General features: G+C 33.4%; 23 protein-coding genes and 12 pseudogenes. 5 read left to right on the forward strand and 30 right to left on the reverse strand.

Going from position 1 to position 26,325, the window contains the following annotated elements:
- Positions 1–42 precede the first annotated feature (42 nt).
- The 3 genes from msrB (at position 43) to AC1RYN_RS15940 (ending at position 977) form a co-directional block, all read left to right on the forward strand.
- Positions 43–435, forward strand: coding sequence for a peptide-methionine (R)-S-oxide reductase MsrB (gene msrB / locus AC1RYN_RS15930; RefSeq protein ID WP_481807738.1), 393 nt, complete (start codon positions 43–45; stop codon positions 433–435).
- 2 nt (positions 436–437) lie between these two features.
- Positions 438–656, forward strand: a complete 219-nt coding sequence (locus tag AC1RYN_RS15935) for a hypothetical protein (RefSeq protein ID WP_481807739.1) — start codon at positions 438–440, stop codon at positions 654–656.
- A gap of 105 nt (positions 657–761) precedes the next feature.
- A complete protein-coding gene (locus AC1RYN_RS15940; protein ID WP_481807740.1) occupies positions 762–977 on the forward strand; it encodes a hypothetical protein in 216 nt (71 codons plus the stop codon).
- Between the two features lie 218 nt (positions 978–1,195).
- Here the strand turns inward: AC1RYN_RS15940 and AC1RYN_RS15945 are convergent, their stop codons facing one another.
- From AC1RYN_RS15945 to gyrA, 5 genes and pseudogenes are all read right to left on the reverse strand, one after another.
- A complete protein-coding gene (locus AC1RYN_RS15945; RefSeq protein ID WP_481807741.1) occupies positions 1,196–1,405 on the reverse strand; it encodes a hypothetical protein in 210 nt (69 codons plus the stop codon).
- A 41-nt stretch (positions 1,406–1,446) separates the two neighbouring features.
- A complete protein-coding gene (locus tag AC1RYN_RS15950; protein WP_481807758.1) occupies positions 1,447–1,827 on the reverse strand; it encodes a tetratricopeptide repeat protein in 381 nt (126 codons plus the stop codon).
- Positions 1,828–1,840: 13 nt separating this feature from the next.
- A complete protein-coding gene (locus AC1RYN_RS15955) occupies positions 1,841–2,029 on the reverse strand; it encodes a hypothetical protein (protein ID WP_481807742.1) in 189 nt (62 codons plus the stop codon).
- Between the two features lie 203 nt (positions 2,030–2,232).
- Positions 2,233–2,469: a hypothetical protein gene (locus AC1RYN_RS15960; protein WP_481807743.1), complete on the reverse strand. Its 237-nt coding sequence runs from the start codon at positions 2,467–2,469 to the stop codon at positions 2,233–2,235.
- Between the two features lie 46 nt (positions 2,470–2,515).
- Positions 2,516–5,176: pseudogene (gyrA, locus tag AC1RYN_RS15965) on the reverse strand (DNA gyrase subunit A).
- Positions 5,177–5,440: 264 nt separating this feature from the next.
- Between gyrA and AC1RYN_RS15970 the strand changes: the two are divergent.
- Together AC1RYN_RS15970 and AC1RYN_RS15975 are read left to right on the forward strand one after the other, a co-directional pair.
- A pseudogene (locus AC1RYN_RS15970) lies at positions 5,441–7,984 on the forward strand (ATP-dependent Clp protease ATP-binding subunit).
- A gap of 132 nt (positions 7,985–8,116) precedes the next feature.
- A pseudogene (locus AC1RYN_RS15975) lies at positions 8,117–9,094 on the forward strand (putative ATP-dependent zinc protease); the annotation flags it as partial.
- A gap of 264 nt (positions 9,095–9,358) precedes the next feature.
- Here AC1RYN_RS15975 and AC1RYN_RS15980 read toward each other — a convergent pair.
- The 25 genes and pseudogenes from AC1RYN_RS15980 to AC1RYN_RS16100 all read right to left on the reverse strand — a co-directional run.
- Positions 9,359–9,886 (reverse strand): annotated as a pseudogene (locus AC1RYN_RS15980) (polysaccharide deacetylase family protein).
- Positions 9,887–10,030: 144 nt separating this feature from the next.
- Complete coding sequence (locus AC1RYN_RS15985) at positions 10,031–10,507, reverse strand: hypothetical protein (protein ID WP_481807744.1); 477 nt, start codon at positions 10,505–10,507, stop codon at positions 10,031–10,033.
- A gap of 18 nt (positions 10,508–10,525) precedes the next feature.
- Positions 10,526–10,924, reverse strand: a complete 399-nt coding sequence (locus AC1RYN_RS15990; protein ID WP_481807745.1) for a beta-ketoacyl synthase chain length factor — start codon at positions 10,922–10,924, stop codon at positions 10,526–10,528.
- Positions 10,924–11,091 carry a hypothetical protein gene (locus tag AC1RYN_RS15995; RefSeq protein WP_481807759.1) on the reverse strand — a complete coding sequence of 56 codons (168 nt, stop codon included), beginning with the start codon at positions 11,089–11,091 and terminating at the stop codon, positions 10,924–10,926. The genes AC1RYN_RS15990 and AC1RYN_RS15995 overlap by 1 nt, the downstream gene beginning before the upstream one ends.
- 3 nt (positions 11,092–11,094) lie before the next feature.
- Positions 11,095–12,293 (reverse strand): annotated as a pseudogene (locus AC1RYN_RS16000) (beta-ketoacyl-[acyl-carrier-protein] synthase family protein); the annotation flags it as partial.
- A 368-nt stretch (positions 12,294–12,661) separates the two neighbouring features.
- Positions 12,662–12,920 (reverse strand): annotated as a pseudogene (locus AC1RYN_RS16005) (phosphopantetheine-binding protein).
- Positions 12,921–12,922: 2 nt separating this feature from the next.
- Entirely contained in the window at positions 12,923–13,567 is a 645-nt protein-coding gene (locus tag AC1RYN_RS16010) for a 3-oxoacyl-ACP synthase (protein ID WP_481807746.1), read from the reverse strand.
- A 3-nt stretch (positions 13,568–13,570) separates the two neighbouring features.
- Positions 13,571–14,038: a hypothetical protein gene (locus AC1RYN_RS16015; RefSeq protein ID WP_481807747.1), complete on the reverse strand. Its 468-nt coding sequence runs from the start codon at positions 14,036–14,038 to the stop codon at positions 13,571–13,573.
- A gap of 710 nt (positions 14,039–14,748) precedes the next feature.
- Positions 14,749–15,899 (reverse strand): annotated as a pseudogene (locus tag AC1RYN_RS16020) (beta-ketoacyl-[acyl-carrier-protein] synthase family protein).
- A 196-nt stretch (positions 15,900–16,095) separates the two neighbouring features.
- Positions 16,096–16,545 carry an acyl-CoA thioesterase gene (locus AC1RYN_RS16025; protein ID WP_264207702.1) on the reverse strand — a complete coding sequence of 150 codons (450 nt, stop codon included), beginning with the start codon at positions 16,543–16,545 and terminating at the stop codon, positions 16,096–16,098.
- The gene (locus AC1RYN_RS16030) at positions 16,520–17,803 is read right to left on the reverse strand and encodes an ABC transporter permease (RefSeq protein WP_481807748.1); all 1,284 of its coding nucleotides are present in this window, start codon (positions 17,801–17,803) and stop codon (positions 16,520–16,522) included. The genes AC1RYN_RS16025 and AC1RYN_RS16030 overlap by 26 nt, the downstream gene beginning before the upstream one ends.
- Positions 17,793–18,491 carry an ABC transporter ATP-binding protein gene (locus AC1RYN_RS16035; RefSeq protein WP_481807749.1) on the reverse strand — a complete coding sequence of 233 codons (699 nt, stop codon included), beginning with the start codon at positions 18,489–18,491 and terminating at the stop codon, positions 17,793–17,795. Before AC1RYN_RS16035 ends, AC1RYN_RS16030 begins: the two co-directional genes overlap by 11 nt.
- Before the next feature lie 60 nt (positions 18,492–18,551).
- A pseudogene (darH, locus tag AC1RYN_RS16040) lies at positions 18,552–19,549 on the reverse strand (BtrH-related acyltransferase DarH).
- A complete protein-coding gene (DarG, locus tag AC1RYN_RS16045) occupies positions 19,549–19,953 on the reverse strand; it encodes a flexirubin biosynthesis protein DarG (RefSeq protein ID WP_481807750.1) in 405 nt (134 codons plus the stop codon). The pseudogene darH and the gene DarG overlap by 1 nt, the downstream one beginning before the upstream one ends.
- Before the next feature lie 12 nt (positions 19,954–19,965).
- Positions 19,966–20,226: a hypothetical protein gene (locus AC1RYN_RS16050; RefSeq protein ID WP_481807751.1), complete on the reverse strand. Its 261-nt coding sequence runs from the start codon at positions 20,224–20,226 to the stop codon at positions 19,966–19,968.
- 60 nt (positions 20,227–20,286) lie between these two features.
- Complete coding sequence (locus AC1RYN_RS16055) at positions 20,287–20,556, reverse strand: hypothetical protein (RefSeq protein ID WP_481807760.1); 270 nt, start codon at positions 20,554–20,556, stop codon at positions 20,287–20,289.
- Positions 20,465–20,746: an ApeP family dehydratase gene (locus tag AC1RYN_RS16060; RefSeq protein WP_481807752.1), complete on the reverse strand. Its 282-nt coding sequence runs from the start codon at positions 20,744–20,746 to the stop codon at positions 20,465–20,467. Before AC1RYN_RS16060 ends, AC1RYN_RS16055 begins: the two co-directional genes overlap by 92 nt.
- A gap of 8 nt (positions 20,747–20,754) precedes the next feature.
- A pseudogene (locus AC1RYN_RS16065) lies at positions 20,755–21,185 on the reverse strand (hotdog family protein).
- A 3-nt stretch (positions 21,186–21,188) separates the two neighbouring features.
- Positions 21,189–22,319, reverse strand: a pseudogene (gene darB, locus AC1RYN_RS16070) (dialkylresorcinol biosynthesis protein DarB).
- A gap of 10 nt (positions 22,320–22,329) precedes the next feature.
- Entirely contained in the window at positions 22,330–23,232 is a 903-nt protein-coding gene (locus tag AC1RYN_RS16075) for an NADPH-dependent FMN reductase family protein (protein ID WP_481807753.1), read from the reverse strand.
- 38 nt (positions 23,233–23,270) lie between these two features.
- On the reverse strand, positions 23,271–24,731 hold the full coding sequence (locus AC1RYN_RS16080) for a phytoene desaturase family protein (RefSeq protein WP_481807754.1): 1,461 nt from the start codon (positions 24,729–24,731) through the stop codon (positions 23,271–23,273).
- Positions 24,724–24,915 carry an NAD(P)-binding protein gene (locus AC1RYN_RS16085; protein WP_481807755.1) on the reverse strand — a complete coding sequence of 64 codons (192 nt, stop codon included), beginning with the start codon at positions 24,913–24,915 and terminating at the stop codon, positions 24,724–24,726. Before AC1RYN_RS16085 ends, AC1RYN_RS16080 begins: the two co-directional genes overlap by 8 nt.
- Before the next feature lie 67 nt (positions 24,916–24,982).
- Complete coding sequence (locus tag AC1RYN_RS16090; RefSeq protein ID WP_481807756.1) at positions 24,983–25,867, reverse strand: LpxL/LpxP family acyltransferase; 885 nt, start codon at positions 25,865–25,867, stop codon at positions 24,983–24,985.
- Positions 25,867–26,070: pseudogene (locus AC1RYN_RS16095) on the reverse strand (acyl carrier protein); the annotation flags it as partial. The pseudogene AC1RYN_RS16095 and the gene AC1RYN_RS16090, both read right to left, overlap by 1 nt.
- Positions 26,071–26,109: 39 nt before the next feature.
- Positions 26,110–26,246, reverse strand: a pseudogene (locus AC1RYN_RS16100) (beta-ketoacyl-[acyl-carrier-protein] synthase family protein); the annotation flags it as partial.
- Positions 26,247–26,325: the final 79 nt, after the last annotated feature.

Below are 26,325 nucleotides of genomic sequence, written 5' to 3' on the forward strand. Positions count from 1 at the left end.
AATTTTGTTAGTCTTACTTTTTGACAAAAAAAATAAAAAACAATGAAATATCCAATCGAAAAAACAGAACAGGAATGGAGAGAGCAGCTTGGTAACGACCGTTATCAAGTACTTCGCCAAAAAGGAACGGAACGCCCTCATACTGGAGAATACAATCTTCATTTTGAAAAAGGGGTTTATTGTTGTGGAGCTTGTAATGAGCCCTTATTTGAGAGTAATTCAAAATTTGATGCGCATTGCGGCTGGCCTTCTTTTGATGAATCGATTCCCGGAAAAGTTGAATATATCACAGATACAAGTCATGGCATGAAACGAACAGAAATTTTATGTGCCAATTGCGGGAGCCACTTAGGGCACGTATTTGATGATGGCCCAACTAAAACAGGACAACGCTATTGTGTAAACTCTTTATCGATAGATTTTAAAGACAAATAGTCATGGATTTATTTGGCCAATCTCCAAACTGGAAAGTGATCCTAGAACCGATTCTAACAAAGTATAAAGGCAGAAAGCATCCTTTAGATTATCAGAATACCTATCAATTACTTGTAATGGTAGTATTATCAGCTCAAGATTCTGATGCTAATATCAATTCGATTGCGCCTACATTTTTTGCAAAATATCCGAAAGTAGGTGGAAAGTCTTGCGGCGACTAATATAGAAGAACTCTTTACCTATATTAGTAAAGTTATAAATACAGAACTAAAGCAGAATGGTTAATTGAAATTGCAAATACAATTAAAAAGAATGAAAATATCCCGATGACCATGAAAGATTTGGTGGCATTAAAAGGTATTGGCCGAAAATCTGCAAATGTAATTTTAAGAGAATCAAACAAACCTGCTGAAGGCATTATTGCAGATTTACATGTGATACGTGTTGCCCCAAAGAATTGGACTAACAAAAGAAGTCGAAAATGTAATGAGAGTAAAAGAACTGATGCAGGTGCTTCCAAAAGACATTTGGGGGAGAAATAGGAATGGCAACTTTTTAGGAAGAGAAGCTTGCCGCCCAAAACCAAAATGTAATGAATGCCTTATCAACCCATATTGCAATTATTACCTTAGCCTGGAATAATTACTTTTTTATAAATAACAAAGAAAGACGCATGCGGTACTTCTCTACAACGTATTTCACTATAAAGCATAAAAAAAACCGAGTATACATCTCGGTTTTTTATGCTTGTAAAATAATTTTACATTTTTGCTTTCAATGCTTTGTATTCAGCAGTCATTTCTAATGCACTGTAAACATTTAAAAGTGTTTTAGATATATCCTCGTTTTTAGGATCTAACTCAACTGCTTTTTTAAGGTATGGAATTGTACTTTTAAAAAGATTATTTCTTTTAACTTTCAATTCATCATAACGCTTCATGTCTTTTGCTGAGGTTCCAAGTTTGTTCATCTCATCAATGATCGGTTTCTCATCCTCTAATTTTAATGCAGCTAGTTAATATAAGCATTAATATAATCAGGTTTGATTTCGATTACTTTAGTGTAATATTTCTCAGCATCAGCAGTATTTTTAGCATTTCCGCTAAGTACTCCTAAATTAAAAAGTAAATCAGGATCGTTTGGATTATTTTTCAAAACTTCACCGATTAATTTTTTATAAGTCTCATAATCTTTAGTTTCCAAATATAAATTTGCTTCTGTTAAAATCAGAGAACTATCTTCTGGATTTGCAGCTCTTGCTTCAGCTATAGCTTTTTTAGCTTCTTCAGTTTTACCATTTTGAACTAAGATAAGAGAGATATTTTTATAAATCTCACCTCTTTTAGAAGGAGAAACTTCTACTCTTGGTTTTTCATGAGTTCCAAGCTTAATAGCTAAATCTCTTTCATTTGCAGTAGCGAAAGCATTCTCTTCTCCTGAAAAGTTTGTTTGTAGCTAAATAACTAGTTCCTTTTCCCGAATAGTTAAGTTTTTTCAACTCTTCATATAATGGTAAAGCTGCAGTAAAATCTCCAGCATTTACATAAGTTGAAGCTGCATAATACAAGTTAATTGTATCTTTTTTGTCTAGCAAATAAGCATCATAGATCTTTTTTCTGCACCATCAGCATGCTTACTAACTTTTGAATCAGCGATAGCTCCATTAATTAATCTTCCTTTGATATCAGTAATTGAAGCAGCAGCCTGAGTTGAATATTTAGTTTTTCCTTATGTTTTTTCAGTTTCAATTAACTTTTTATATGCCTCAGCTGCAAGTAAAAGATTTATTACTTTCTTCTACCCCTTTTTTAGCTTCTTCCAAATCAAGCATTTCCTTTTGACAAAATAATATTGAGCTTGCTCAGTATCTTTTGCATTTGTAATCAGGTAATCTGCTGCGTCTAGAATAGAAATAGCCGATTTAGCATCTCCGCTTTTTAATGCTTTTTCAGCACTCTTAATTTGATCTTTTTGAGCAAAAGTAGCTACTGATATTAATAAAGCTGACGCTAGTATTACATATTTACTTTTCATAGTGTTCAATTTTATATATTTAAATTTGTTTGTTGGGTTCTATTAATTATTCTTCAGATTCCTCTTCTTCTTCCGAATCATCATCTTCCTCTTCGTCTTCAACATCATCGTCTTCGTCCTCGTCTTCAATAACACCATCATCTTCTAGAACTTCTAGTTCTGGTTTACTTTCCCGATAACACTTTCGATAACATTTCCGTCCTCATCAACAACAACTTCTGCAACATCATCTTTCATTACTTTAGTAACAGCTGCAATAGAATCTTTACCTTTTAGATTAATTAAATCTAACTCCCTGGAGTAGCATGTCCCATCACACGTAAATTTTCAATAGCCATTCGCTCCGTAATTGAAAATCCATGATTATCGATAATCATCAAATCATCAGCAAATCTGTTTACTGCATTAATCCAAATAACTTTCCGGTTTTCTGATAATATTAAGCTTTTTACATCCTTTTCTTTGCACGATTAATAATTCTATAAACATCTTCACCATCATCATAGCTTGTTTAAACAACTAATTTGTAATGTTTTCCGTATCCATTTTCAGTTACAACCAGAATTTGTGAATCGTTAACATCATCTTTATCAACCGTAACCATACCAATTGACTTCATCGGTATCGTCTTTTAGAATAATTTCACGAAACTCCTGAAGTTGTTTTTCCCATCGGACGGGTTTAGTTTTTTCAAAACGAATAATATTATCATATTTAACAGCCAAAATAATATGACGTCTCTCATTGGTTAATTTAGCTTCTAATAATTCTTGTCATCTTCTTTAATAGTAATTGCAGCAACACCATTTACTCTAGGTTTAAAAATATTTCTCTAAAGAAGTTTTCTTAACCTGTCCTTTTTTGGTTACCATAACCAAGTTGTGACTGTTGATGTAATCTTTGTCTTTTAAATCCTATAGATAAACGCTTTAACTTTATCGTCGCTTTTTATGTTTACCAAGTTTTGGATAGCTCTACCTTTGGCAGTTTTACTTCCTTCTGGAATTTCGTACACACGCATCCAGAAACACTTCCCTTTTTGGGTAAAGAACATCATATATTGGTGATTGGTTGCAACGAACATATGCTCAAGGAAATCCTATCTCTTGTTCCTGCACTTTTTTGTCCAACTCCTCCTCTATTTTGTGTTTTGTACTCCGTAAGATTTGTACGTTTGATATAACCTGCATGCGAAATTGTAATTACTACATTCTCATCTGCAATTAAATCTTCGATACTAACATCTCCACCTGAATATTCTATTTTCGAACGGCGCTCATCTCCATATTTATCACGGATCTCGATTAGCTCTTCTTTAATTAAATTAGTTCTCAAGTCAACATCTGCTAATAACGCTTTCAAATGCTCGATTAATTTCATCAATTCTTCGTATTCAGCTCTTAACTTGTCTTGTTCCAGACCTGTTAATTGACGCAAACGCATCTCTACGATAGCACGCGCTTGAATATCTGATAATTTAAACCTTTCGATTAATTTCTCACGAGCTTCCTCTGTATTTTTCGAACCTCTTATTAAAGCAATTACTTCATCAATATTATCTGATGCAATAATTAAACCTTCTAATATGTGCGCTTCTTCGGCTTTACGTAATTCAAATCTAGTTCTACGAACGACAACATCATGACGGTGCTCAATAAAATAGTGAATCATATCTTTTAGATTCAACATTTGTGGGCGGCCTTTTACTAATGCAATATTATTTACACTAAAAGAAGATTGTAATGACGTGTATTTATATAAGGTATTTAAAACTACGTTTGGAGTTGCATCACGCTTAAGGATATAAACGATACGCATACCATTTCTATCAGGACTCATCACGGATGTTTGCAATTCCATCGATTTTTTTATCATTTACCAAATCAGCAGTACGCTTGATCATTTCTGCCTTATTGACTTGGTACGGAATTTCGGTTACAATGATACATTCTCTACCATCTACTTCTTCAAAACCAACTTTGGCACGCATTACAATACGTCCTCTACCTGTTTTAAATGCTTCACGAACACCTTCGTAACCATATATTATACCTCCCGTTGGAAAATCAGGAGCTTTGATATGTGTTATTAATTCGTCTATTTCAATATCGTTATTATCAAGATAAGCAAGCGTACCGTTGATAACTTCTGTAAGGTTATGAGGTGGCATATTAGTTGCCATACCTACTGCAATACCAGTTGCTCCATTTATTAATAAGGTAGGAACTCTCGTAGGCATTACTTTAGGCTCATATAACGTATCATCAAAGTTCAATTGAAAATCAACTGTTTCTTTTTCGATATCAGCCATTATTTCTTCTGAAATCTTACGCATTCTAGCCTCCGTATAACGCATTGCTGCCGGGCTATCTCCATCTACAGAACCAAAGTTACCTTGGCCATCCACTAATAAATAACGTAAACTCCATTCTTGAGCCATACGTACCATGGCATCGTAAACTGAAGTATCTCCGTGTGGGTGATACTTTCCTAAAACTTCCCCAACAATTCTGGCGGATTTTTTATGGGCAGATTTTGAAGTTACACCTAAATCATACATTCCGTATAGAACTCTTCGATGCACTGGTTTCAAGCCATCTCTAACATCAGGAAGCGCTCTCGATACAATTACTGACATCGAATAATCGATGTAAGCTGATTTCATTTCATCCTCTATGTTAATAGGAATTAACTCTCCTTCAGACATAAGTTGTTATATTAAAAAATTATATTAGTTTCAAAACGTGCCAATATACGCCTTTTTGAAATTTTTGAAGGTATTTTACGCTACTTATTTCAATGATTTATTAACAACTTTATTTTGCATTTTAGTTAATAATTTAAATCTATTTAACTCATTATTATTATTATTTTTTTCGTCCCTTAGCTGACATGACATTTCTAATGGGTATGGTTTTTGTTTTTAACACACTAATTCACTAAATTTACAATACTAATTACATATTATAACTTGCATGATAATTTTTCACCAAGAGTAAAAGATGTTATTACCTACAGTAAAGAAGAAGCCTTAGAGCTTGGGCACGACTTTATTGGTAATGAACATTTGATGCTAGGCATTTTAAGGGATGGAAACGGAAAAGCCATTCATATATTAAATAACCTAGCAGTCGATTTAGAGCATTTACGTAGGAAGGTCGAAATATTGAGCCCTGCCAATCCTAGTGCCGAAATCAATGTAGAAAAAAAGAACCTGCACCTTACGCGTCAAGCGGAGAGAGCATTAAAAACTACATTCCTAGAAGCCAAAGTATTCCAGAGTTCATCTATTAGCACTGCACACTTGCTTTTATGCATCTTACGAAACGAAAACGATCCAACAACCAAGCTATTGAATAAGCTAAAAATAGATTATGATGTAGCTAAAGAACAATACTTAAATATGACTCCAAACGAAGAAGAATTTTTAGAAAACTTGCCAAGAAACGAATCATATAATGATGATTCAGGACAAGATGACAGTCTTAAAGAAGGAAGTTTTAATAATCCAGCCAATAAGTCCAATAAAAAATCTAAAACACCTGTTTTGGATAATTTTGGGAGAGATTTAACAGAAATGGCCGAGGAAGGAAAACTAGATCCTGTTGTAGGACGTGAGAAAGAAATTGAACGCGTTTCGCAAATTTTAAGCCGTAAAAAAAGAACAACCCTTTATTAATTGGTGAACCTAGGGTAGAAAAATACTCGCGATTGCCGAAGGTCTTGCCTTACGTATTGTTCAGAAAAAGTATCCCGCTGATCTTATTTCACAAACGTGTGGTAACTTTAGATTTAGCAAGCCTTGTAGCAGGAACTAAATATCGTGGTCAGTTTGAAGAACGCATGAAAGCCGTAATGAATGAATTAGAGAAAAATGATGACATCATCCTTTTTATCGACGAAATTCATACCATTGTAGGTGCTGGAGGTGCAACTGGATCTCTAGATGCTTCTAATATGTTTAAACCGGCCTTATCAAGAGGAGAAATCCAATGTATTGGAGCCACTACGCTTGATGAATACAGACAATATATTGAAAAAGATGGCGCGCTAGAAAGACGTTTCCAGAAAGTAATTGTAGAACCGACATCTGTTGAAGAAACAATTGCGATCCTGAATAACATTAAAGACAAATACGAAGATCACCACAATGTAACCTATACTCCAGAAGCAATTGAAGCTTGTGTAAAATTAACAAACCGATATATGTCGGAGCGTTTCTTACCAGACAAAGCTATTGATGCTCTTGACGAGGCTGGATCTCGCGTACATATTACCAATATTGATGTTCCAAAACAAATTTTGGATTTAGAACGTCAACTGGAAGAAGTGCGTGAAAACAAAAATGTGGTTGTCAAAAAACAAAAATACGAAGAAGCAGCTAAGCTTCGCGATGACGAAAAACGCATAGAAAAAGAACTTGCTGTAGCTCAAGAGCAATGGAAGAAGACTCAAAAAGCAATAGAATCCTTGTAACTGAAGATAATGTTGCCAACGTAGTATCTATGATGACAGGGATTCCTAAACAGAATTGCACAAACTGAAAGCAACAAATTGGCTAAATTACCTAAATTAATTCAGATAAAGTAATCGGTCAAAATGAAGCTGTTTTAAAAATCGCTCGTTCTATTCAACGTAACAGAGCTGGTCTTAAAGACCCAAACAGACCTATTGGATCATTCATTTTCTTAGGACAAACTGGTGTTGGTAAAACACAACTAGCAAAGGTTCTGGCAAAAGAATTATTCGATTCTGAAGATGCTTTGGTTCGTATTGACATGAGTGAATACATGGAGAAATTTGCTATTTCTCGTTTAGTTGGAGCGCCTCCGGGAGACGTAGGATTCGAAGAAGGTGACAATTAACCGAAAAAGTTCGTAGAAAACCTTACTGTGTTGTACTTTTAGATGAGATCGAAAAAGCGCATCCAGATGTATTTAATATGATGCTTCAGGTGCTTGATGATGGCTACTTGACAGATAGTTTAGGTCGAAAAATTGACTTTAAAAACACTATAATTATCATGACTTCAAATGTTGGAGCAAGACAATTAAAAGATTTTGGTCAAGGAGTTGGATTTGGAACTGCTGCTAAAATAGCTCAAGCCGACGATAATTCGAAAAGTATTATCGAAAACGCATTGAAGAAAACATTTGCACCAGAATTCTTAAACAGAATTGACGATGTTATTGTATTCAACAGCTTAGAGAAAAGCGATATTGATTTGATTATCGAAATTGAACTTAAGAAACTATACGCACGTGTAGAAGAATTAGGATACAAACTAAATCTTACTGATAAAGCCAAAGCATTTATCGCAGATAAAGGTTTCGATAAGCAATTTGGAGCAAGACCTCTAAAAAGAGCGATTCAAAAATACGTTGAAGATATATTGGCAGAAGAGATCATTACTTCTAAAATTGCTTCAGGCGATGAAATCTTGATTGATTTAAACGAAGAATCACAAGAACTTACTGTTGATGTGCATAAAGCCGAAGAGCCAACTAATCAATAAAGTAATTTAATTTTTATAACAAAAATACAAACCCGTTACGTTTTTTATAACATAACGGGTTTATTCTTTATATCAAATCGGTAAATTATTAAAAACAAATATTTACTTTTGATAAGTCAAACAAATCAAATTATGCTTCAAAATAAAGTCATCTTAGGTAGCGAAGAATGGTGTTCTTTTCCAGAATTAGGAATCCCTACAATTAAAGCACGTGTCGATTCAGGTGCAAAAACCTCGGCGATGCATGCCATCAATATCGCTCCTTTTATAAAAAATGATGCCAGTTGGGTTAAATTTGATATTAATCCAATACAAAACAATACCAAAACAATCATACATTGCGAAGCTCCTTTGGTAGATAAAAGAGTAGTTAAAAGCTCTAGCGGTTTTAGAGAACAACGCTATGTTATACAAACAAACTTAAAAATTGGCGACTCTAAATGGCCTATAGAAATGACTTTAACCAATCGGGATTCGATGGGTTTCAGAATGCTTTTAGGTCGCGAAGCCATGAGTGGCAGAGTACTTGTTGATCCTGAAGAAAAATACCTTTTAGGTCAACCTACTTCTGACGCATTAAAAGAATTATATCAAAACTCTGAAAAAGCAACTTCTGGGTTACGAATTGGACTTTTGGCAAGTAATCCTGAATTATACAGCAATAAACGAATCATGGAGGCTGGTGAAATGCGTGGTCATGAAATGCAATTTTTGAATATCAAAGAATGCTACATGAAACTCGATGCCAAAACTCCCGAAATTCATTACCGTGGTGGTAAAATATTGAATCAATTTGACGCTATTATCCCGCGTATTCGTCCTAGTATTACGTTTTATGGTTGTGCATTAACACGTCAGTTTGAAGCTTTGAAAGTTTTTTGCTTAAACTCAGCTTCTGCAATAACCCAATCACGTGACAAATTATACTCGTTACAATTGTTACTCAACAGCGGAATCGACATTCCGACAACTGGTTTTGCTAATTCTCCATTAGATACCGATGATTTAATAAAAATGGTTGGAGGTTCTCCTCTAATCGTAAAATTATTAGAAGGTACTCAAGGTAAAGGCGTTGTATTAGCCGAAACAAAAAAAGCAGATCCAAATGTTTGTATTGTACAAAATCTGTACTTAATGTTTTTATCTTTTTAGAAACTACATTAACCGATTGTTTGAAAGTTGTGATTTCACTATCGGACATTTTTTGTTCTTGTGCGGAAGAGTTCCAAGCGGAACAGATTCAGAATAATAGCGAATAAATATATTTTAGTTCTCATATGCTTTAAGATTTAAAAGTTTTTCAACCGTGAATGCACGGTATAATTGTTTTGTTGCGAACTGTCAAGAACTGTTCAAAGACTCAAAACCAAATGTTTAGCCGTATCGTGCAAAAGTTAACCATCCGCCGGGAGAAACTATTGCTTTATAATACGATTGTAAATGATTTTTTGGTCTTTCGATTCCGCCGTCAAGCGATCGTATATTCCAACCAATTACTTTATGCTCACTTAATTTTATGGCTCTGCGAATAGATGGTGTTGTTACGCCATAAGGAGGACGGAAAAACTTGATTTTTTTTGAAGTGAATTTTTCCAGAAGTGCATCTGTTTTCTCCAGTTCTTCGAGTATTTTTTGGGCATTGTAAAAATCAAAAAAATGAGAATGACTGTATGAATGATTTCCCCACCTGATGTCCTTCGGATAAAATACGTTCTATGTTTTGGGATGTTTCTCGATATTTTTTCCAATACAAAAAAAGGTAGCTTTTACATCGTATTTTTTTAAAACGTCCAGAATTTCTAATGTACTTTCGCTTGGGCCATCATCAAATGTTAATGCAATTTTCTTATGGGTTAGCGATGGATTATTGCAATAGGCTCTTACATGATAATTAGAATTTATTCTGTGCCGTGTTTATCGACACAATACTCAGCCAGATAAGACCAATCAGGATAAACCACCAAAAATTGATTGCGATATAAAGTTTCGTAAGAAGCAATAAAAGCAATAGGATGATAAAAAATACAGCAGTGTTTTTATGCGTTATCATTTTGAAATTAATGTAAAACTATGGTCTTTACCGTTTAATTGGTTGTATAATAAAATAGTATTGTACGCTGAGTTTTCTAATGAATTAATTTTAATTAGTTCTGGTATTGTTTGTGTTTGGATAATTTTAGAACCCACCCATAATCCAAAAGATGAAGCCGTATTGTATTCTCCACATAAATGTTTGTAATAAACCTGTGGTGTATTTGCGAAAGCTTTTTCGGTTACGTTTTTATAATAAGAATCAAATTCAACATCACCATTAAAACCTAAAACAACAGCATCAATATCCGAGATTTCTAATTTATTCGATTTCAGAAATTCAACAATTTCAGATTCTACTTCATTTTCTTGTAGTTTGTTTTTGATTTCTACATCAAGAAGCTCTGCATAGGTAGTATCTTTTTTCTCATTTTCTAAAACAAAAAAACTAGCTCCTTCACCATAAATATATCCTTTTGTAGTTTCGTTCAAAAGTTGGTAAGGTTCATCTCATCTCTTCATATATCCTGCCAATTTAAAAAGCGAAATTGTATAATCGCCATTTTCATCAACTCCACCAACTAATATAGAGTTGGCTTCGTTTTCTTCTATTTGCATTTTTGCATCTAAAAGAGCCGACTCAAATGAGATTGCACCATTTACATAAGTAAAATTATATCCCTTGCATTGTAGCATAAGAGCAATTTGTGCTCCAACAGTATTGTGTGTAGATTGTATAAAAGCAGTTGGCGTTAAAAACTCTTCGTTATTATCGATAATTGCTTTTAAGAATTTCTCTGAATCTTCGATGCAACCCATTCCGGTTCCGGTAATAATAGCATCGACATTTGTAATATTCGCTTCTTTTAAGGCATAAGCCGAAGCTAACAATTCCGTTTTTGATTCCATTAGCCATTCTTCGGCTTGCAACCGGAGAAATGAAATCTTTGTAAACCGGTTTTTTTAAAAAATAAAACATTGTCATTTTTATCCCATTCGGCATCTTCCAAAAAAACAGTATCAAATGTTTTTTGAGCTGAAAGACAACCTGTACCATTTATATATGTCTTTCTCATTTGTGTTTCAGAAAATATAAGAGTGGAACAATTACCGCCAAATCCGGAAAAGAATTCGATAATACGTGCTCGATATTTTTATGTTTTAATGTTGTTTGTGGTGTCAAGTTAAATTCCTGCATCGGTGTTTCGAAATTTAAACTAGGGAAAACTACATTGTTCTGAATGGCAAGTATGCTATAAACAGCTTCGATTGCCGCAGCTGCTGCTAGTGTATGACCTGTAAAAGGTTTTGTCGAGCTAAAATCAGGAACAGGTTTTTCGTCGTATATTCTAAGAATGGCCCTTCCTTCTGATAAATCATTATTAGGAGTTGCTGTTCCGTGAACATTTATATAATCTATCTTGGTAGGATTTAAAGCTGCAACATTAAATGCTTTTTTCATAGCAAGGTAAGCACCATCACCATTTTCAGACGAAGCGGTTTGATGAAATGCATCATTGGCATTGCCATAACCCGAAACACGAGCGAGTACTTTTTTGTTTTCTTTTTTTACAATTTCATCAGATTCTAAAACTAAAAAAGCAGCGGCTTCACCTAAGTTTAACCCTTTGCGTTCATCATCAAAAGGTTTGTTATAACCATCGGATAATATCATTAAAGTCTTGAAACCATTGATTGTAAATTTTGCCAAAGCATCGGTTCCGCCAACAATTACACGGTCTAGTTTTCCGGTTTTTATCAATCGTGCACCAAGCATAATTGCATTTGCAGCCGAAGAACAAGCGGTACTTATTGTAGTAACCATGCCTTTTAATCCAAGTTCATTGGCAATTTTTTGAGCTACATCTCCACAATTATGGCAACTAATGTATTTTTCGGCTTCTGGATTTTTGAAATAATCGTAATAATACTTCTCCGTCATATCCATTCCGCCAACACTTGTTGCCGAAATTAATCCCGTTTTATATTCGTTGATTGATGTGATTCCCGCATTTGCGACAGCTTCTTTGGCAGCAATTGTACCAAGCATAGCAGTTCTCGAAAAGTTGTTGTTTTCGTCAAGTTGTAATTGAGCGATTAACTCAGCATTGGTTTTTTTTATTTCACCAACCTTAATAACATCGGCATGAACTGTCGAAATATTTTCGATAGTTGTAATAGCCATTTTGTTATTTATTAATGAAATATAATTTTCCTCAACCGAATTTCCGATTGAAGAGATTATTCCCATTCCAGTTATAGCAACTCCTTTTACCATTTTTTAGACTTCTGGGTTTTTTAGACTTTTAGATCTCTTAATTCTAAGACTCTAAAGTTGTTTATCTAATTTTAGCTTTGTTAAAGTTTTGAACCAAGAGTGCATGGAATTTTAGTCTTACGCAAAATCACCATAATCATTGTCGTTCGACGGAGGAGAAATCTCCGCAAGAAACTAACTCACAGTTTTTTTCTTAAATTGTCGAGCTACTCATGGAGATTTCTCCTCCGTCGAAATGACAAAAATGCGCAAACTAACTTTAAATTTGTGTTTTATCAAAGTTTCTTACACTATTGGTTTTAGACTTTTTAGATTTTAGACAATACTTTTATCTAAGTAGTCTAAAAATCTAAGCAGTCTAAAAAAGTCTATTTCGTTCTATTAGCCGTAATATAAGCAGCCATTGATTCGATAGATTGGAAAATTACTTTACCTTCTTTCGGGTCGAACTAATTTAATTCCGTAATCTTTATCCAGGATAACAATTAATTCCAGAGCATCGATAGAGTCTAAACCTAAACCATCTCCAAACAAAGGATCATTGTCATTAATATCTTCAAGCGTAATGTCTTCAAGGTTTAAAACAGTAATAATTTTATTTTTTAATTCTAATTTTAATGCGTCCATGATTATTTATTATATAATGTTTCTATCGTTTCGTTTTGGTATTTATGATTCTCGTCTTTACCAATCAGGCAAAGAAAAGCTTTATATTCTTCATTAAAAAATTCAACCCATCCACAAAGTACCTTTTCTGCTTTATTGGTATGCAAAAGTGTATTGGCATAACTGGTCATGAATTCCGGATTGAACGCGTCAAATATAAAGAAAGAATTTTCACTTTTTAGTTGATGGCGTATGCTAATTTCTCCTAGGCAAATGTTTGGCAAAGTATAAACAAAAACCGCCGGACTTGGATAATAATTCTCTTTATCAGATATAGATTCCTGGTACTTTACATCGGTATCTAAACTGGAGGATTTATTAGCTAAAAGTAAAGCGGTATTATTCTCCTTTTGCTTTGTCAGTTCACTATCTTTCGGGTCCGATTCTGTTTCTGATTTCAAAAGTAATTCGGCTCCTAAAAAAGCCAATTTGCTCAAAGAATCCATTTTGAAAAACTTAGGATAATTAACCTCAAAATTGCGATAAGCTTGCTTTGAAAAATCAGCAAATGAAGTTGGTTCTATTTTTAAAATAGAATCTCCATTTAAAACAATTTCGTTGTTTTGGATTGTGCAAAAATCGTATATGTATGTTTTGTTTTGAGTCATTGTTTAATTATCTTTATTCTTCGTCATCTTGTCATTGATAACCTCATTTACTTTTTTAATAAAATCATCTTCATCCTCATTTTTTACTTGGAACAAATATTTGATTTTTTCTTTCATCTGTAAGAAGAAATCTAAAGGGATTTTTTCAAAATTTAAATCATCTAAGCAATTAAATAAATACTGTGTCAAATAATCTAGATTTTCTTTCTCATGAGTTTTCAAAAAAATAAGACAATATAGATAGCTTTTGTTTATATATTCGTTTTTACTAAAAAGAATTTCGTCAGCTAATCGATAAAGAATATTTTCATTCCAATTTAAGATTTCGATTGAAAATTTTTCACTGTCTGATTGATTTAAATTACTAATAAAATCTATAATATCAGGTCTTATTACCAATTCCCAAAGACTACTACTTTCACCAAGATTATTTTCAATATATCTTTTTAAACTTGCAATTTCATCTATCATCTTTGAATATTTATTTTATGAAACCCAAGTATGGATAATTTTAGCAATTTTCCATTTCCCAGATTTATTTTCAATTATAATTAAAAAGCCTCTTCCGCATCTTTCACCTCCGCAAGAAGCACCGGCAGATCGTATCCCTGAGGTTTTTGTTTTATTAAACTGGATTCTCGATACTGAAATAGTTCCAACAGGCAATAAATTACTTTTGTCATCGAGATTCCAATGTTTTCATAGGATATTTTGATGTTCTTTGAAAATTAAACTTTTTATTATTTTAAAAAGTTTTTAAATCAAATTTGTATTCGTCTGTTTCTTTTGAAATGTCATAAGAGTATTTGAAAGATTAATTTCTTTGATAATCATTTCAGTTTCTTGAGGACTAATTTTCTTTTCATCCACCATAAACACCAATTAAAATTCGAGTTTTATCGTTTTTATATTCAGTTCAAGATTATACTTTTTTAATTCAGCATGATAACCAATTGTATCTTTTTATCGTTTTAAAAATGAAATTTTGCACATTGGTGGTGGAACATTATTCCTATTCATCATATATTGAATCGACTATTTCAAAAACATTATTAATAACATTCTTCTCAAATTGTAGTTTATCTTCTTTTTCTTTCTTTTTACATCCAAAGAGAAAGAAGAATAATGAATACAAATATACCTGCTGATGATTTTAGTTTATTATCATTAATCTGTGAAAATTAGTGCAATTCGTGTTTAACTTTCTCAAAAACCACAGCCGTATTACAACCTCCAAATCCAGAAGCAGTTTTTAGGAATGTCTCGATATTTTTATCTTTGTTTTTCTCAATTACATTTATTGATTGACTTACGCCCAATCCATCAAACGTAAGGAAAACTAAAAGCTTGTTTTGGAGCACAGATTCAATCGCAATCACAGTTCTAATAATCCTGATGCGCCCAATGTATGACCATAAAAACCTTTCAGACTATTTACAGGAACAGTTCCCATTTCTAATCGGTTGAAAGCAATGGCTTCCATTTCGTCATTAAAAGATGTTGCGGTTCCGTGTGCGGAAATATAATCGATATGTTCTGGTTTTATTTGTGCTTCGTTCAGGGCATTTTGAATACTTGCTGAACAAGCCTTCACCTGTTCTTGAAGGTCCCGAAATATGATTAGCATCGTTTATTGAACTATCTCCAGTAACTTTTATTTTTGAATTTTTGGCTTCCGCCGAAATTAAAATAGCAGCAGCAGCTTCGCCAAGACTTACCCCAGTTCTGTTTAAAGAATACGGTTTGCATGGTAAACTACTCATTGCCTGAAAAGCATTAAAGCCAGACAAAACAAATTCGGAAACTTCATCGCCGGCAACGATAAAAACGTTGTCGTAAAGTTCGCTTTGTATTAATCTTTTGGCAACCGAAACGGCTAAAATTCCAGATACACAAGCATTTGATACCACGATTGGTTGGGTTTTAAATCCAAAATAATCAGCTATTGTTTGTGCCAAAGTATGTAAATGTGCATTCTGAAACTCTCTTGCGAATCATTTTTTAATGCAGTAATATTCCCTTTTGTTGTTGAAAGTATAAAGGCTGTCTTTGAATCTAAATCTATTTTTGAGTTTTTGATAATTGGCTCTAAAGCCAAAATCATCATTTTCTCTAATCTTGAATAGTTGGTCTCAGAACTAACTTTCGCGAAAGCGGTATTTAGTTTCTCATCATTTATAATGGATGCATAAAAAGGATTTGGCATCAAGGACACATCTTCATGCAACTGAATACCTGATTCACCATTAAGGATCGCTTCAATGTTTGTTGGTACATTAAATCCTAATGGTGTGATACAATTGGTTTGCGTGATGTATACTGCTTTTGTCATTTTTATTATTTATCCTAACAGCTTTTAAAAACCTGTTAGGGATCTCGTATTTATTATCTTAGCTACAAGGTTGGAAAAAACCTTATAGGAAAGCTTTTCTGTTTTTGTATCTTGTTGCCGAAAAAGGCTCGCAGATTTTACAGATTAAGCAGATTTACACTTATTATTTTTATTTCGTGATAATTCATGTTTATTTCTATTTTAACAATCCTACTTTTCGTTTCCATTCTTCATAAAACGGAGGATTGGTAAGCATTAAATTTCCTTCTTTATTTAAAAATACCTGAGTGGTTTCGCCTGTACAAACAATCTCATTATTGGTATTAAAAATCTTGAATCTAAAAATTATTTTAGCTGCAGGTGTATCTACGATACTTGTTTCTACCCGAATAACATCGCCATAACGTAAAGATAGTTTGTGTTCACAAATAGATTTTACGATTGGAGTTGTGTACCCACTTTCGGCAACATCCAGGTATGTAAGCTTGTGTTTGCGCCCGAAAGCCTCACGACCATCTTCAAAATAAGTTATGTAATAGCCATGCCAAACGATTCCGAGTGCATCGGTTTCGTTAAAGCGCACTCTAACCTCTTCTGTAACTGTTAATGCAATAGCTTCGTTATACTGCTCTTTTCTTCTTATCATATGCTAAGGCAATTGTTGTGGTAATTATAAAAAACAGAAATAATAAACCTATTTCTGGAATGATTTCTAAGAAAGTGGCGTTACGCAATAACACATCATAAAATGCATTTAATCCCCAGTTCATAGGTGATGATTTGGCGATAATTTGCATGATTTTTGGCATTGCAAAAACGGGAACCCAAACGCCCCCAATTGCTGCCAGAATGATAACACTTGTTGCGCCAAACGGAGCCGACTGTTCTTGTGTTTTAGCAACGGTTCCTAATAAAATTCCGAAACCAATTGCAGCAAATCCGGAGAACAATGCAACGATGCTCATTAGGAATAAATGCCCTTCGATATTAAGTGGTGGTAATCCAATTTCTGGAAATAGAAACACAGCAACGGCAACCATCATATAAAACTGAATCATACAAATTGCGGAATACGTAATTGTTTTACCTAGCATTACAACACGGTTTGAAACGGGATTTGTTAATAACCGAACAAAGGTCCCTTGTGTTTTTTCTTTTACGATATTAATCGAAAGCGGAATTACGATAAAGAACATGGCAAAAAGTGTCCAAGCAGGAACGTTATGCTGAGTTGAATTTGGCAATACTTCTTTATTGTTTACTCTAGGAACTATTTCTTTAAAAGTGATAAAACTTTTTTGCTCAAAACTTGCACTTCCTTCTCCTAATTGTTCTTGAAAAGCGGTGTAAATAGAATGTGTTTCTATTTGTGAAATCATTTTATCTATAGAGTTCATGACTGCATTCTTGAAACTCATTTGTACCGCAGGGTCAAAGTAGAGTTTAACTTCCTTTTGGTTGATTGTTCTTGGAGTTTCTGCCTGAGCAAGTGTATCGGTTAAACCTATGCTACTTACTATTTTTTGTACATTCTGATCTATTTTCGCTTGTAAATCTTTGCTTAAGTTTTGAGGAATAACAATTGCTAATTGATACTTTCCTTTATAAACAGCTTCTTTGGCAACAGCCTCGGTTAAAGGGATATTGTTTATTTGAGTGACTACCGAAAACAGATTGCTTTTTTGTAAATTATCATAAACCGTTTTGGCTACTGAACCATTGTCGTTATTAACGAGAAGGATTTCTATTTTAGAATCGCTTACAGTTTTAAAAGTACTATCCTGAATTAAAGTTACGGTAATGACAAGTACCAGAGGCATCACAAATAAAATGATTAATCCTCCTAAATCTCGTTTCAACAACAAGAATTCTTTCACGACAGACATCCACAGTTTATATATCATCTCTCAGTTCTTTACCAGTTAATGAAATAAAAACGTCTTCAAGGTTTTGAGTATTTTGTGTACTTGAAATTAATCCTGATGGTGTGCCTTGTGCATAAATTTTTCCTTGGTCAAGAATTGCAATATCACTACAAAAATCTTCTGCTTCGGATAAATGATGCGAAGTATAGATTATAGTAGTTCCGTTTTGGTTGAGGTATTTTAGATAATCAATAATAGCATTTTTTGATTGTACATCGACACCAACTGTTGGTTCATCCAGAAAGATAATTTTGGGATTGTGTAATATTCCTGCAATTAAATTAATTCTTCTTTTCATTCCTCCCGAAAAGGTTTCGATGCGCTTATCGGCAAATTTTAGTAAACCCAAAAGATCTAAGGTTTCGATTACTTTGTCTTTTAAGTCCTGACCTTTTAAGCCGTACATACTCCCAAAATAATGCAAATTTTCTCTTGCTGTTAGGGTAGGATATAGGGCATATTCCTGAGGAACAACACCTATAAACTTTTTTATTTTGGTAGCATTAGTAGCATACGCCATACCGTTAATCGTAAAAGAACCCGATGTAGGCTTGACCAAACCACAAAGCATCGAGATTAATGTGGTTTTTCCAGCTCCATTTGGACCTAGCAAACCAAAAATCTGACCTTCGTTTATAGTAAGCGTTAAATCGTTCAAAGAATACATTTCTGCATTTTTGTACTTTTTAGAGAGTGATGTTATTTGAATAATGGGTTGCAAAATATATTAGCTAATTGCTTTTTTTAATTTTTTGAAAAATACTTCTTCTCTATTGGCAATGCCCAAAAGTTGGTTGGCTATAGTATTGTAAGCATCATCTTTGGCACTTCGGTTTTTGTAGATTCTAGAAGCTTCTACTGCGAAATCGCGCCATGAATCTCCAATTTGAGTCATTTCTTTCGAAAGGATTTTCAAATCTTCATTGTTTAAAATAACGGCTGCTTCTTGTAAAAAGGCTGCATATATAAAACGGAATCCTCCGCCACCAGTTCCTATTTCTTCTTGCATCGAACCATTTGCGCCAAGTAATGATTGGCTTTTTTGGTTCCGTGTTTAAGAGGCCATTTTCGGATTTTACCCGAAACTAGTTTGATTCCTTTAACACCAATAATTGGCATTGGCGCAAGCATATCACGACAAGTATTTTTTATTCCTTTGATAATTGCACTTTTTAAATCAACGTTCTCAGGAATATGAATAGGATAATACATTTGTCCTTTTGGAGCAAAAGCACCTTTGGCAAAACGCACTTTGTCTAACTCATCATGTGTAAGCGTGGTAACAGTTTCCATTACAGGATCGCTAATAAGATAATCAGTATCGGTTTTTCCGTAAACGACTAAATTATGTGCGTTGAAATGAAAACGATATTCATCGGGGAAATGAGTCAGATTGTAAACACCAACTTGTAATCCTGTTGGGATATTATTTTTTAGATTTTCATCTAGAGCCTGACTTGCTTTAGAAACTGATGAAAACTTTTGTCTTTTTATTTTTAAATGCAATCTATTGGCAACTCTCCTAAAAATTTGTCCTGGTAAGGTTCTGTAACTTATTGCGGGCGCATAATTCACTTTTATAAAAGGCAGGTACACGAAAAAAAGTCCTGAGCCAATACCAAAAACCATAGGTTCGCTTAAATTTAAACCATTGTTTTTTAGCAAATTTGAAGCTACTCCATTTTCGCAATGTGCCGATTGATGATGTGTAAAAGTAGTTTGCATTAATCTGTTTTAAAATTTTTTAATTCGGATACTGATATCGAAAATGCATCAGCATATTTTTGTAAAATCCGGTCATTTAGTTTTGCAAAGATAGCGGGTTTAAAATGCCTTTTTACGCGCCATTTCCACAGACCTACATAATTAGAAAGGATTAACAAATCCATTCGGTTCAATTCCATAAAATAGCTAATAGGGCTTACTTCTCCGTTTTTGACTTGCAATTTTGCATCGGCGATGCGTTCGTTTATTTCATCGATAGAATTAGAAAGTGCAATAGTTTTAGGTTCCCAACCTGTACTTAGAGCTGTAGTATAATTACCGTTTTCGTCGGTTGCATATACAAGTTCTTTCATGTTGTTTTTGGTCAAATTCCCTTGGTCTTGTGGTACTTTTTCTTTTTCCATATTGTCTTTAAACTATGATATTCCGAACATAAAAGCGGCTATTATAAAAGCAAGAATTGATAAAATTCCCAAATTTGCAAAAGCCAGTTCTTTTCTTTTTTTGATAAATAAATATATCATTTCAGCAAATAAACCAATACAATACATTTGAATAATTAGAAAACCTAATATGAATAATCCTAAACCTCCATCAACGTGTCGGTGCATATCTCCGTCACAATGTTTATGAGGGTCGAATGAAAAACTCCAAATAAGGAAAAGATTTCCTAGCAATAACGCTAAAATTGCTATTCGTACTAAAACATGAAATAATATCTTTTTTTAAAACCATGTTTAAATTATTGCATGATTGGATTTGTTTTTTTGAATGAACAAATTAATTTCACATTCCAAAAGTTGTGTTTCTTCATGAAAGCTTTCGCAACTCATTGTACATAATGTATAATCGTCTCCAGCAAATTTAGAAACCAAAGTTGCTCTCGTAATTATGCTTGTGTTTACTTTTGGTAATTCATATATTTTGAGATTTTTTAGCGTACTGATAAAACCAATAACGCTTACATTTTGTTCTCCATTTGGATTGGCAAAATATTTTTGTGCCACAAAGAGGAAGCGTTTGTCTGATTTCTATTAACCCAGCTTCAATAAAGGTATTCTTGTCAACAAAAATATTATCTTCTTTTATCAAAAAAACGGTTTCAACACTTTGTGCATCTATCGTAAGAATCAAATCGACCATAAGCATTGGCTCACGGTGCGGAAGATAATTTCGGATGTCTACTAAAGTGTCCATTTGATATGTTATTTAGCCAAAACGGTTTTCATTTGTCCGTTGGCAATTTCTTCGTTGTTTAAGGTCGTAACAATATGTACCAATGTTATTTCGGCAAATTCTTGTATAATAGTTATTGTCGATTGAATTTCGTCGTTTACACTTGGTAATTTCTTTATATCAATTTGCTTAATAGAACCGATATATCCTGTTGGCGCTTGTTCTTGTTTTTAAGAAAAAGACATATCCTGTATGTAAAGCTACAGATTGTGCCATGTGTTCTATTAATCCTGCTTCTAAAAAAATCTGCATTTTCTGTAAAAATATTTTCACTTTCAATTTTTAATCCAGCGATTAAAGAAGTTTCATCAAACGAAAACATTTTATCTACCATTACAAAAGGGAACTTTTGGGGCAATAAATTTTCGACTGCTTCTTTATTTAGAATAGGTTTTGTCATGATTTAGCAAACTGTTAAATACGCATACGCAAATGAGAATCGCCACTTCGGGAACTGATAAAAGAATGCGATCGCCTACTTTTAATTTTCCTGAATTCATTAACTCTTCAACAGCTAGATATATAGATGCAGAACCTACGTTACCAACACGAGCAAGATTCATAAACCATTTTTCATCGGCTATTCCTACATTGTTTTCTTCTAGGTTTTTCTTTAATCCTTCAACAAAAAAATGAGAAGAAACGTGTGGTAAAAATAATCAATCTGATCAGTAGTAACACTATTTTTAGCCATTGCCTCACTCATGCTTTTTGCACCTTTAGTCAGGATAAATTCATCTAATAATTTTACATCTTGTTTGATAGAAAATACCGATTCGTTTAGCCATTCTTCTGGAGAGTAATCACTCCAAGGTTTTATCTCACCAGTTTCGAGTTTATCTCCTCCAGCATACATACAAGTTTCTAATTCATAGGCATACGAAAATGCTTCCATCCATTCTATTTTTAGAGAGATAGGTCCTCTGGGTTTATTTTCTAATAAGAAAGCACCTGAACCATCAGATAACATCCATCTTAAAAAATCTTTTTTGAAGGCAATTATAGGAAGTTCTTCTAAGTTCTTCAAATTAGAAACTTCTGGATTGTATTTTTGGGATAAGAACCATGATGAAACTTTCTCTGATCCTGCACAAACTGCATTTTTTGAATTTCCTGATTTAACAGAAAGGAAACCATATTTTAGCGAATTCATTCCTGCACAGCAAACTCCTGATGAAGAGTTTAATTCAACCGATTTGTTTTTTAATAATCCATGAACCATAGCTGCATGAGATGGTAAAAAAACATCTGGTGTTGAGGTTCCACAGGAAAGTACTTCCATATCTTGTGGAGTGAAATCGTTATCAAATAATTTTACGATAGCATTATGGGTTAGCTCAGCATTATTATGCGTGCTTTTTCCTTCTTTGTCTATCGCATAATAACGACTTACAATTTTGTTATTACGCAGGATAATTCGTCTTGCTTTAGAAACGGTATCGTTGATAAGACCCAAATAGCTTTCCATTTCGTCATTCGTAACAGCTTCATTTGGCAAATATTTTGCGGCTTTTGTAATATATACTTCAAACATAATATGGGTTCTAAACTCCTTGGTAATATTGAGTTTCTTTTTTTATTTTGTTTATTTTAATAGGATATGTAATAACGTGCAATATATACACTATTGGTGAAACTAACCAAATCGCAAGGAATAAATAAACATAAAAAAACTTAAGGAGTACCTTTCTTTTTTTATCATTTCGGGAGATTAAACCTGACCATTTAGTAAAAATCTTATTAGCAGTTTTATCTACAGTTACCAAATAAGAACTTATATGTACGGCTGAATTTGCAATTAGTTTGGACTGTAAGTCTTTTAAGTTGTTTTCTTTTAGATTTGAAGCAATAATATCCCCAAATCTTGAGGATTCCTGAATGTCTTTTTTAGATACTCCTGGTAATGGGAAAAGACCCAAATACTTTTTTTTAACTCCAGAGAACATCCATTCTACAATTGTAATCACGCTAATTAAATTGCCAACGCGATCTACTAAAGCTACGTTTCCGACTAAACTTGCATTGTTTTCTTTTAGTAGTACTTTAATTTTTTCCTGTGCCATAATCCACATATTTCTTGATCCACTAATAGTTACAACAGGAGTATTATTTAGAATTTTATGTGCTTCGGGACTTTTTAAAAAGGAGTTAATAGGTATAGAAGGCGATAAATACCAAACTTGATAATGCAATAAAACTAAATCAAATTTTGTATTTAAAATTTCTTCTGGAACTGGTTTTAACGCCGTTGGAATTTGTCTGAAAGACTCAGGAAAGGCATCGAAAAAAGAATCTTTATCCCAAGGAAAAGGAAATGGTTTTTCTAATTGTATTTCATGAAACGTTACTTTAAACTCTTCTGAATTCAAGAAAGGTATAGCAATATTTCTTGCGATGCTTTCGAGTTGTCCCGATTGAGAGTAATAAATAAAAAGAACATTTTTCATTTTGGTTGTGGCTTTTGTTGTGGCAAAAGTAATTAATTTTATGAAACGAATTTTCTTATTTTATCTGTTCGTTTTGTGTGAACCCAATCTGGCCAAGTCGATTCATCTTCGGCATTATAAATACGCACTTCTTGATTTTCATCATCGATTAATAATTCGTCGGAGGTACAATTAAGGATTAATGCGGCCGCTGCAACTCCCGAATAGGTTGCGCCAGCAACACCATGAGAAAGGGTACAGGCTCCACAAAGAAATAAATTGGCTATCTCGGTTTTGTTTTTATAGGAGAAAGGACCAACTTGATTTAGTGTTTTTTCGGTTCCATATACATTTCCTTTTGTCGAATTGATGTAAAACTCATTGGTTTTTGGTGTTCCTAATTCGACTTGAATAATGTTTTGTTTGGCATTTGGAATGATTTTCTCTACATTATTCATCAGTTTATTAATGACCTTTTCTTTAAAGATTTTATATTCTTCGTTATGGTAATCTTCTAATCCATTAAAATCTTTTAAGTTGTCATAGTTTACATAAGTAACGATTTCAAAATTATGATATCTGCCATTAAAACTTGCGGGATCTTTAAGAGTAGTACAACTTATGAAAACGGCAGGAAATGAATCTCCGCAATCAATATTGTTACTCATGAGGTTTTCAAAATTAGCATCGTCATTTTCATCTTTCATCATCCAGATATTACCCGAATCGATGTTGAATTGTGTGACATCCATATCTAGTGTAAGAAATAAGATTAATGAGGTTACAGAGTATTTGGTTTTCTGTAGTTTCTTGATAAGTGATTTGCTTAAATATTCCTGACCAATTAAGTTTAAATAGGTAATAGAAGGATCGGCATTGGATACAATATTTTTGGCAAAAATAGTTTCTCCGTTTTCGAGTTTAACTCCTATTGCTTTTTTGTTTTCGATTATTATCTTCTTGACATTTTGCTTTATGCGAACTTCTCCACCATGTTTTTTTACACCATTTGTCATGGCTTTTACAATGCCGCCACCGCCACCCATAGGATAAAAGCCTCCGTCAAAATAATGTCCCATTACAGAACAATGTACAGGGAAACAAGCTCTATTTGGCGAAAGCCCATGATCGCCACATTGTATATTAAGGATTGCTTTGAGCATTGGATCTTTAATATGCCAACCAATTACTTTTTTTAAAGGGAATAAGGCAAATTTTCCGAAACGCTTGGTCCGAAATGGAACGGTTATCTTTTGCCATAGCCCTTTTAGTTTTGGTATTAATTGCAATTCAAAATTTACTTTCTCGACCAAGGAAAGATATTCGGTTATGTTTTTTTCTTCTTTAGGGAAATGTGTAGAGAGTGTTTTCTTGAGATTATCGATTCCTGCAGGCAAGTCGAAAGTTTTGTTGCCAATCAGGCAATGCTCGTATGCCTTTTTATTCATTCGAAAGAATACCATATCATTGGCAATTCCTAAGCCACGATATAGTGCATTTGTAGATGCTCCTTTATCCATGAGGCCTACATAATGTACGCCGGGGACTAAAGCGTTGTCCTTTTAAAGTAAAGCTATGACTCCAACCACCAGGAACATAATGCTGTTCAAGAATTAAGACTTTTTGCCCAGCTCTTGGTGTACATATTCCTGTTGCCAAGCCGCCAACTCCTGAACCAATTATGATAGTGTCAAATTCTTTCATACTTTATTTTAATAATTACTAAAAGTATAAAAGAAAACGTATTTAATTGTACTGTTTCTTAGTAGGTTTATTTATTTTTTAATTGGTTCCAAAAATCAAAATAATTGAACCATTGTAACGAATACTTTTCAAGTATAGATTCTACGTTTTCGATATAGGCTTTAAGTAATCCTTTTTCGTCACGATGTTTTACGACGGCTTCACGAGCGTATAAGTGATAATGCAAGTTTGGTTCTTTCATTACATAAACAAAAACGACAGGAACTTTTAATCGGGAAGCAATTAAAAATGGACCAGCAGGAAAATTAGCCTCTTGTCCTAGTAGTTTATCTGATAATGATTTTGTTCCTTCAAAATAACGATCACCTGTAAAACAGATAAGTTCGTTTCTGCCTAGCGCAGCATTGATTTCAAAAATATGAGACAAGTCGTCTTTTATAACAATAAACTTAACCGTTGGTTTTTGAGTAACGCTCTCTAAATATTTCTTTATATTAGAATGTTCTAAGTCGGTAGTTACTAAATTGATTTGAAAATCGATGTCAATTTCTCCAAAGAAATGCTTCGGCAATTCAAAATTTCCAATGTGAGCACTAATTAAAACACCACCTTTTTTTTCGGCAAGCAATTTTTTTAGTGTTTCGATTCCATCAAATTCATAGGTAAATTGTTCTCTCATTCCAGCAGAAATGGAGACTTTATCAATTATGGTTTGTCCAAAAGTATAGTAACTTTTGAAAACCATTCTTTTGGATTTAAAATAAGAATACCCTTGTCTTTTATTGAAGTAATAAAAGATGGCACGATTGCTTTTTTTGAGGAAAAGAAAATAATAAGAGGCTACAAAATACAAAAGAAAGTAGGCAGATTTAACACCCGCTTTTTGTATTAAAAAAACGAATATTCTATATCCTAAAACAGTTCCTTTAGATTTGCCATCCCATTTGCTCATTAAGAAGTTTTGGCTTTTAGTTTGGTTTCGATAAGGTCGTAAAAGTTTTGAAAAGTAGCAATGCCAACGAAATCAACTTCAACTAATTTTACGCCAAAATTTGATTCAATAGATACCACCAAGTCTACATAATCTAAACTATCTAGTCCTAAAGTATCTTTTAAATTAGCGTTCGGTTCAATGTCATCATTATCAACTTCAAATCATCAACAAAAACCATTAATTTTATCTATTACTCTTGCTTATTCATTATTCAATTTAAACTTTTTAACTACGAGTGCAGAATTTGTTCCTCCAAATCCGAAGGAATTCGACAAAAATATATCAATTTTTTATTTAACGTAGTTTTAACTAAATTTAATTTAGCTGCAGCCTCGTCTAGGTGCTGCCTCCCTAACAACAGGAGCATGTATTAACCTTAGCAATACGTAAACTGAGTCCAGGTGTAAACATAACAT

The sequence above is a fragment of the Flavobacterium sp. TC780 genome (assembly GCF_056783245.1).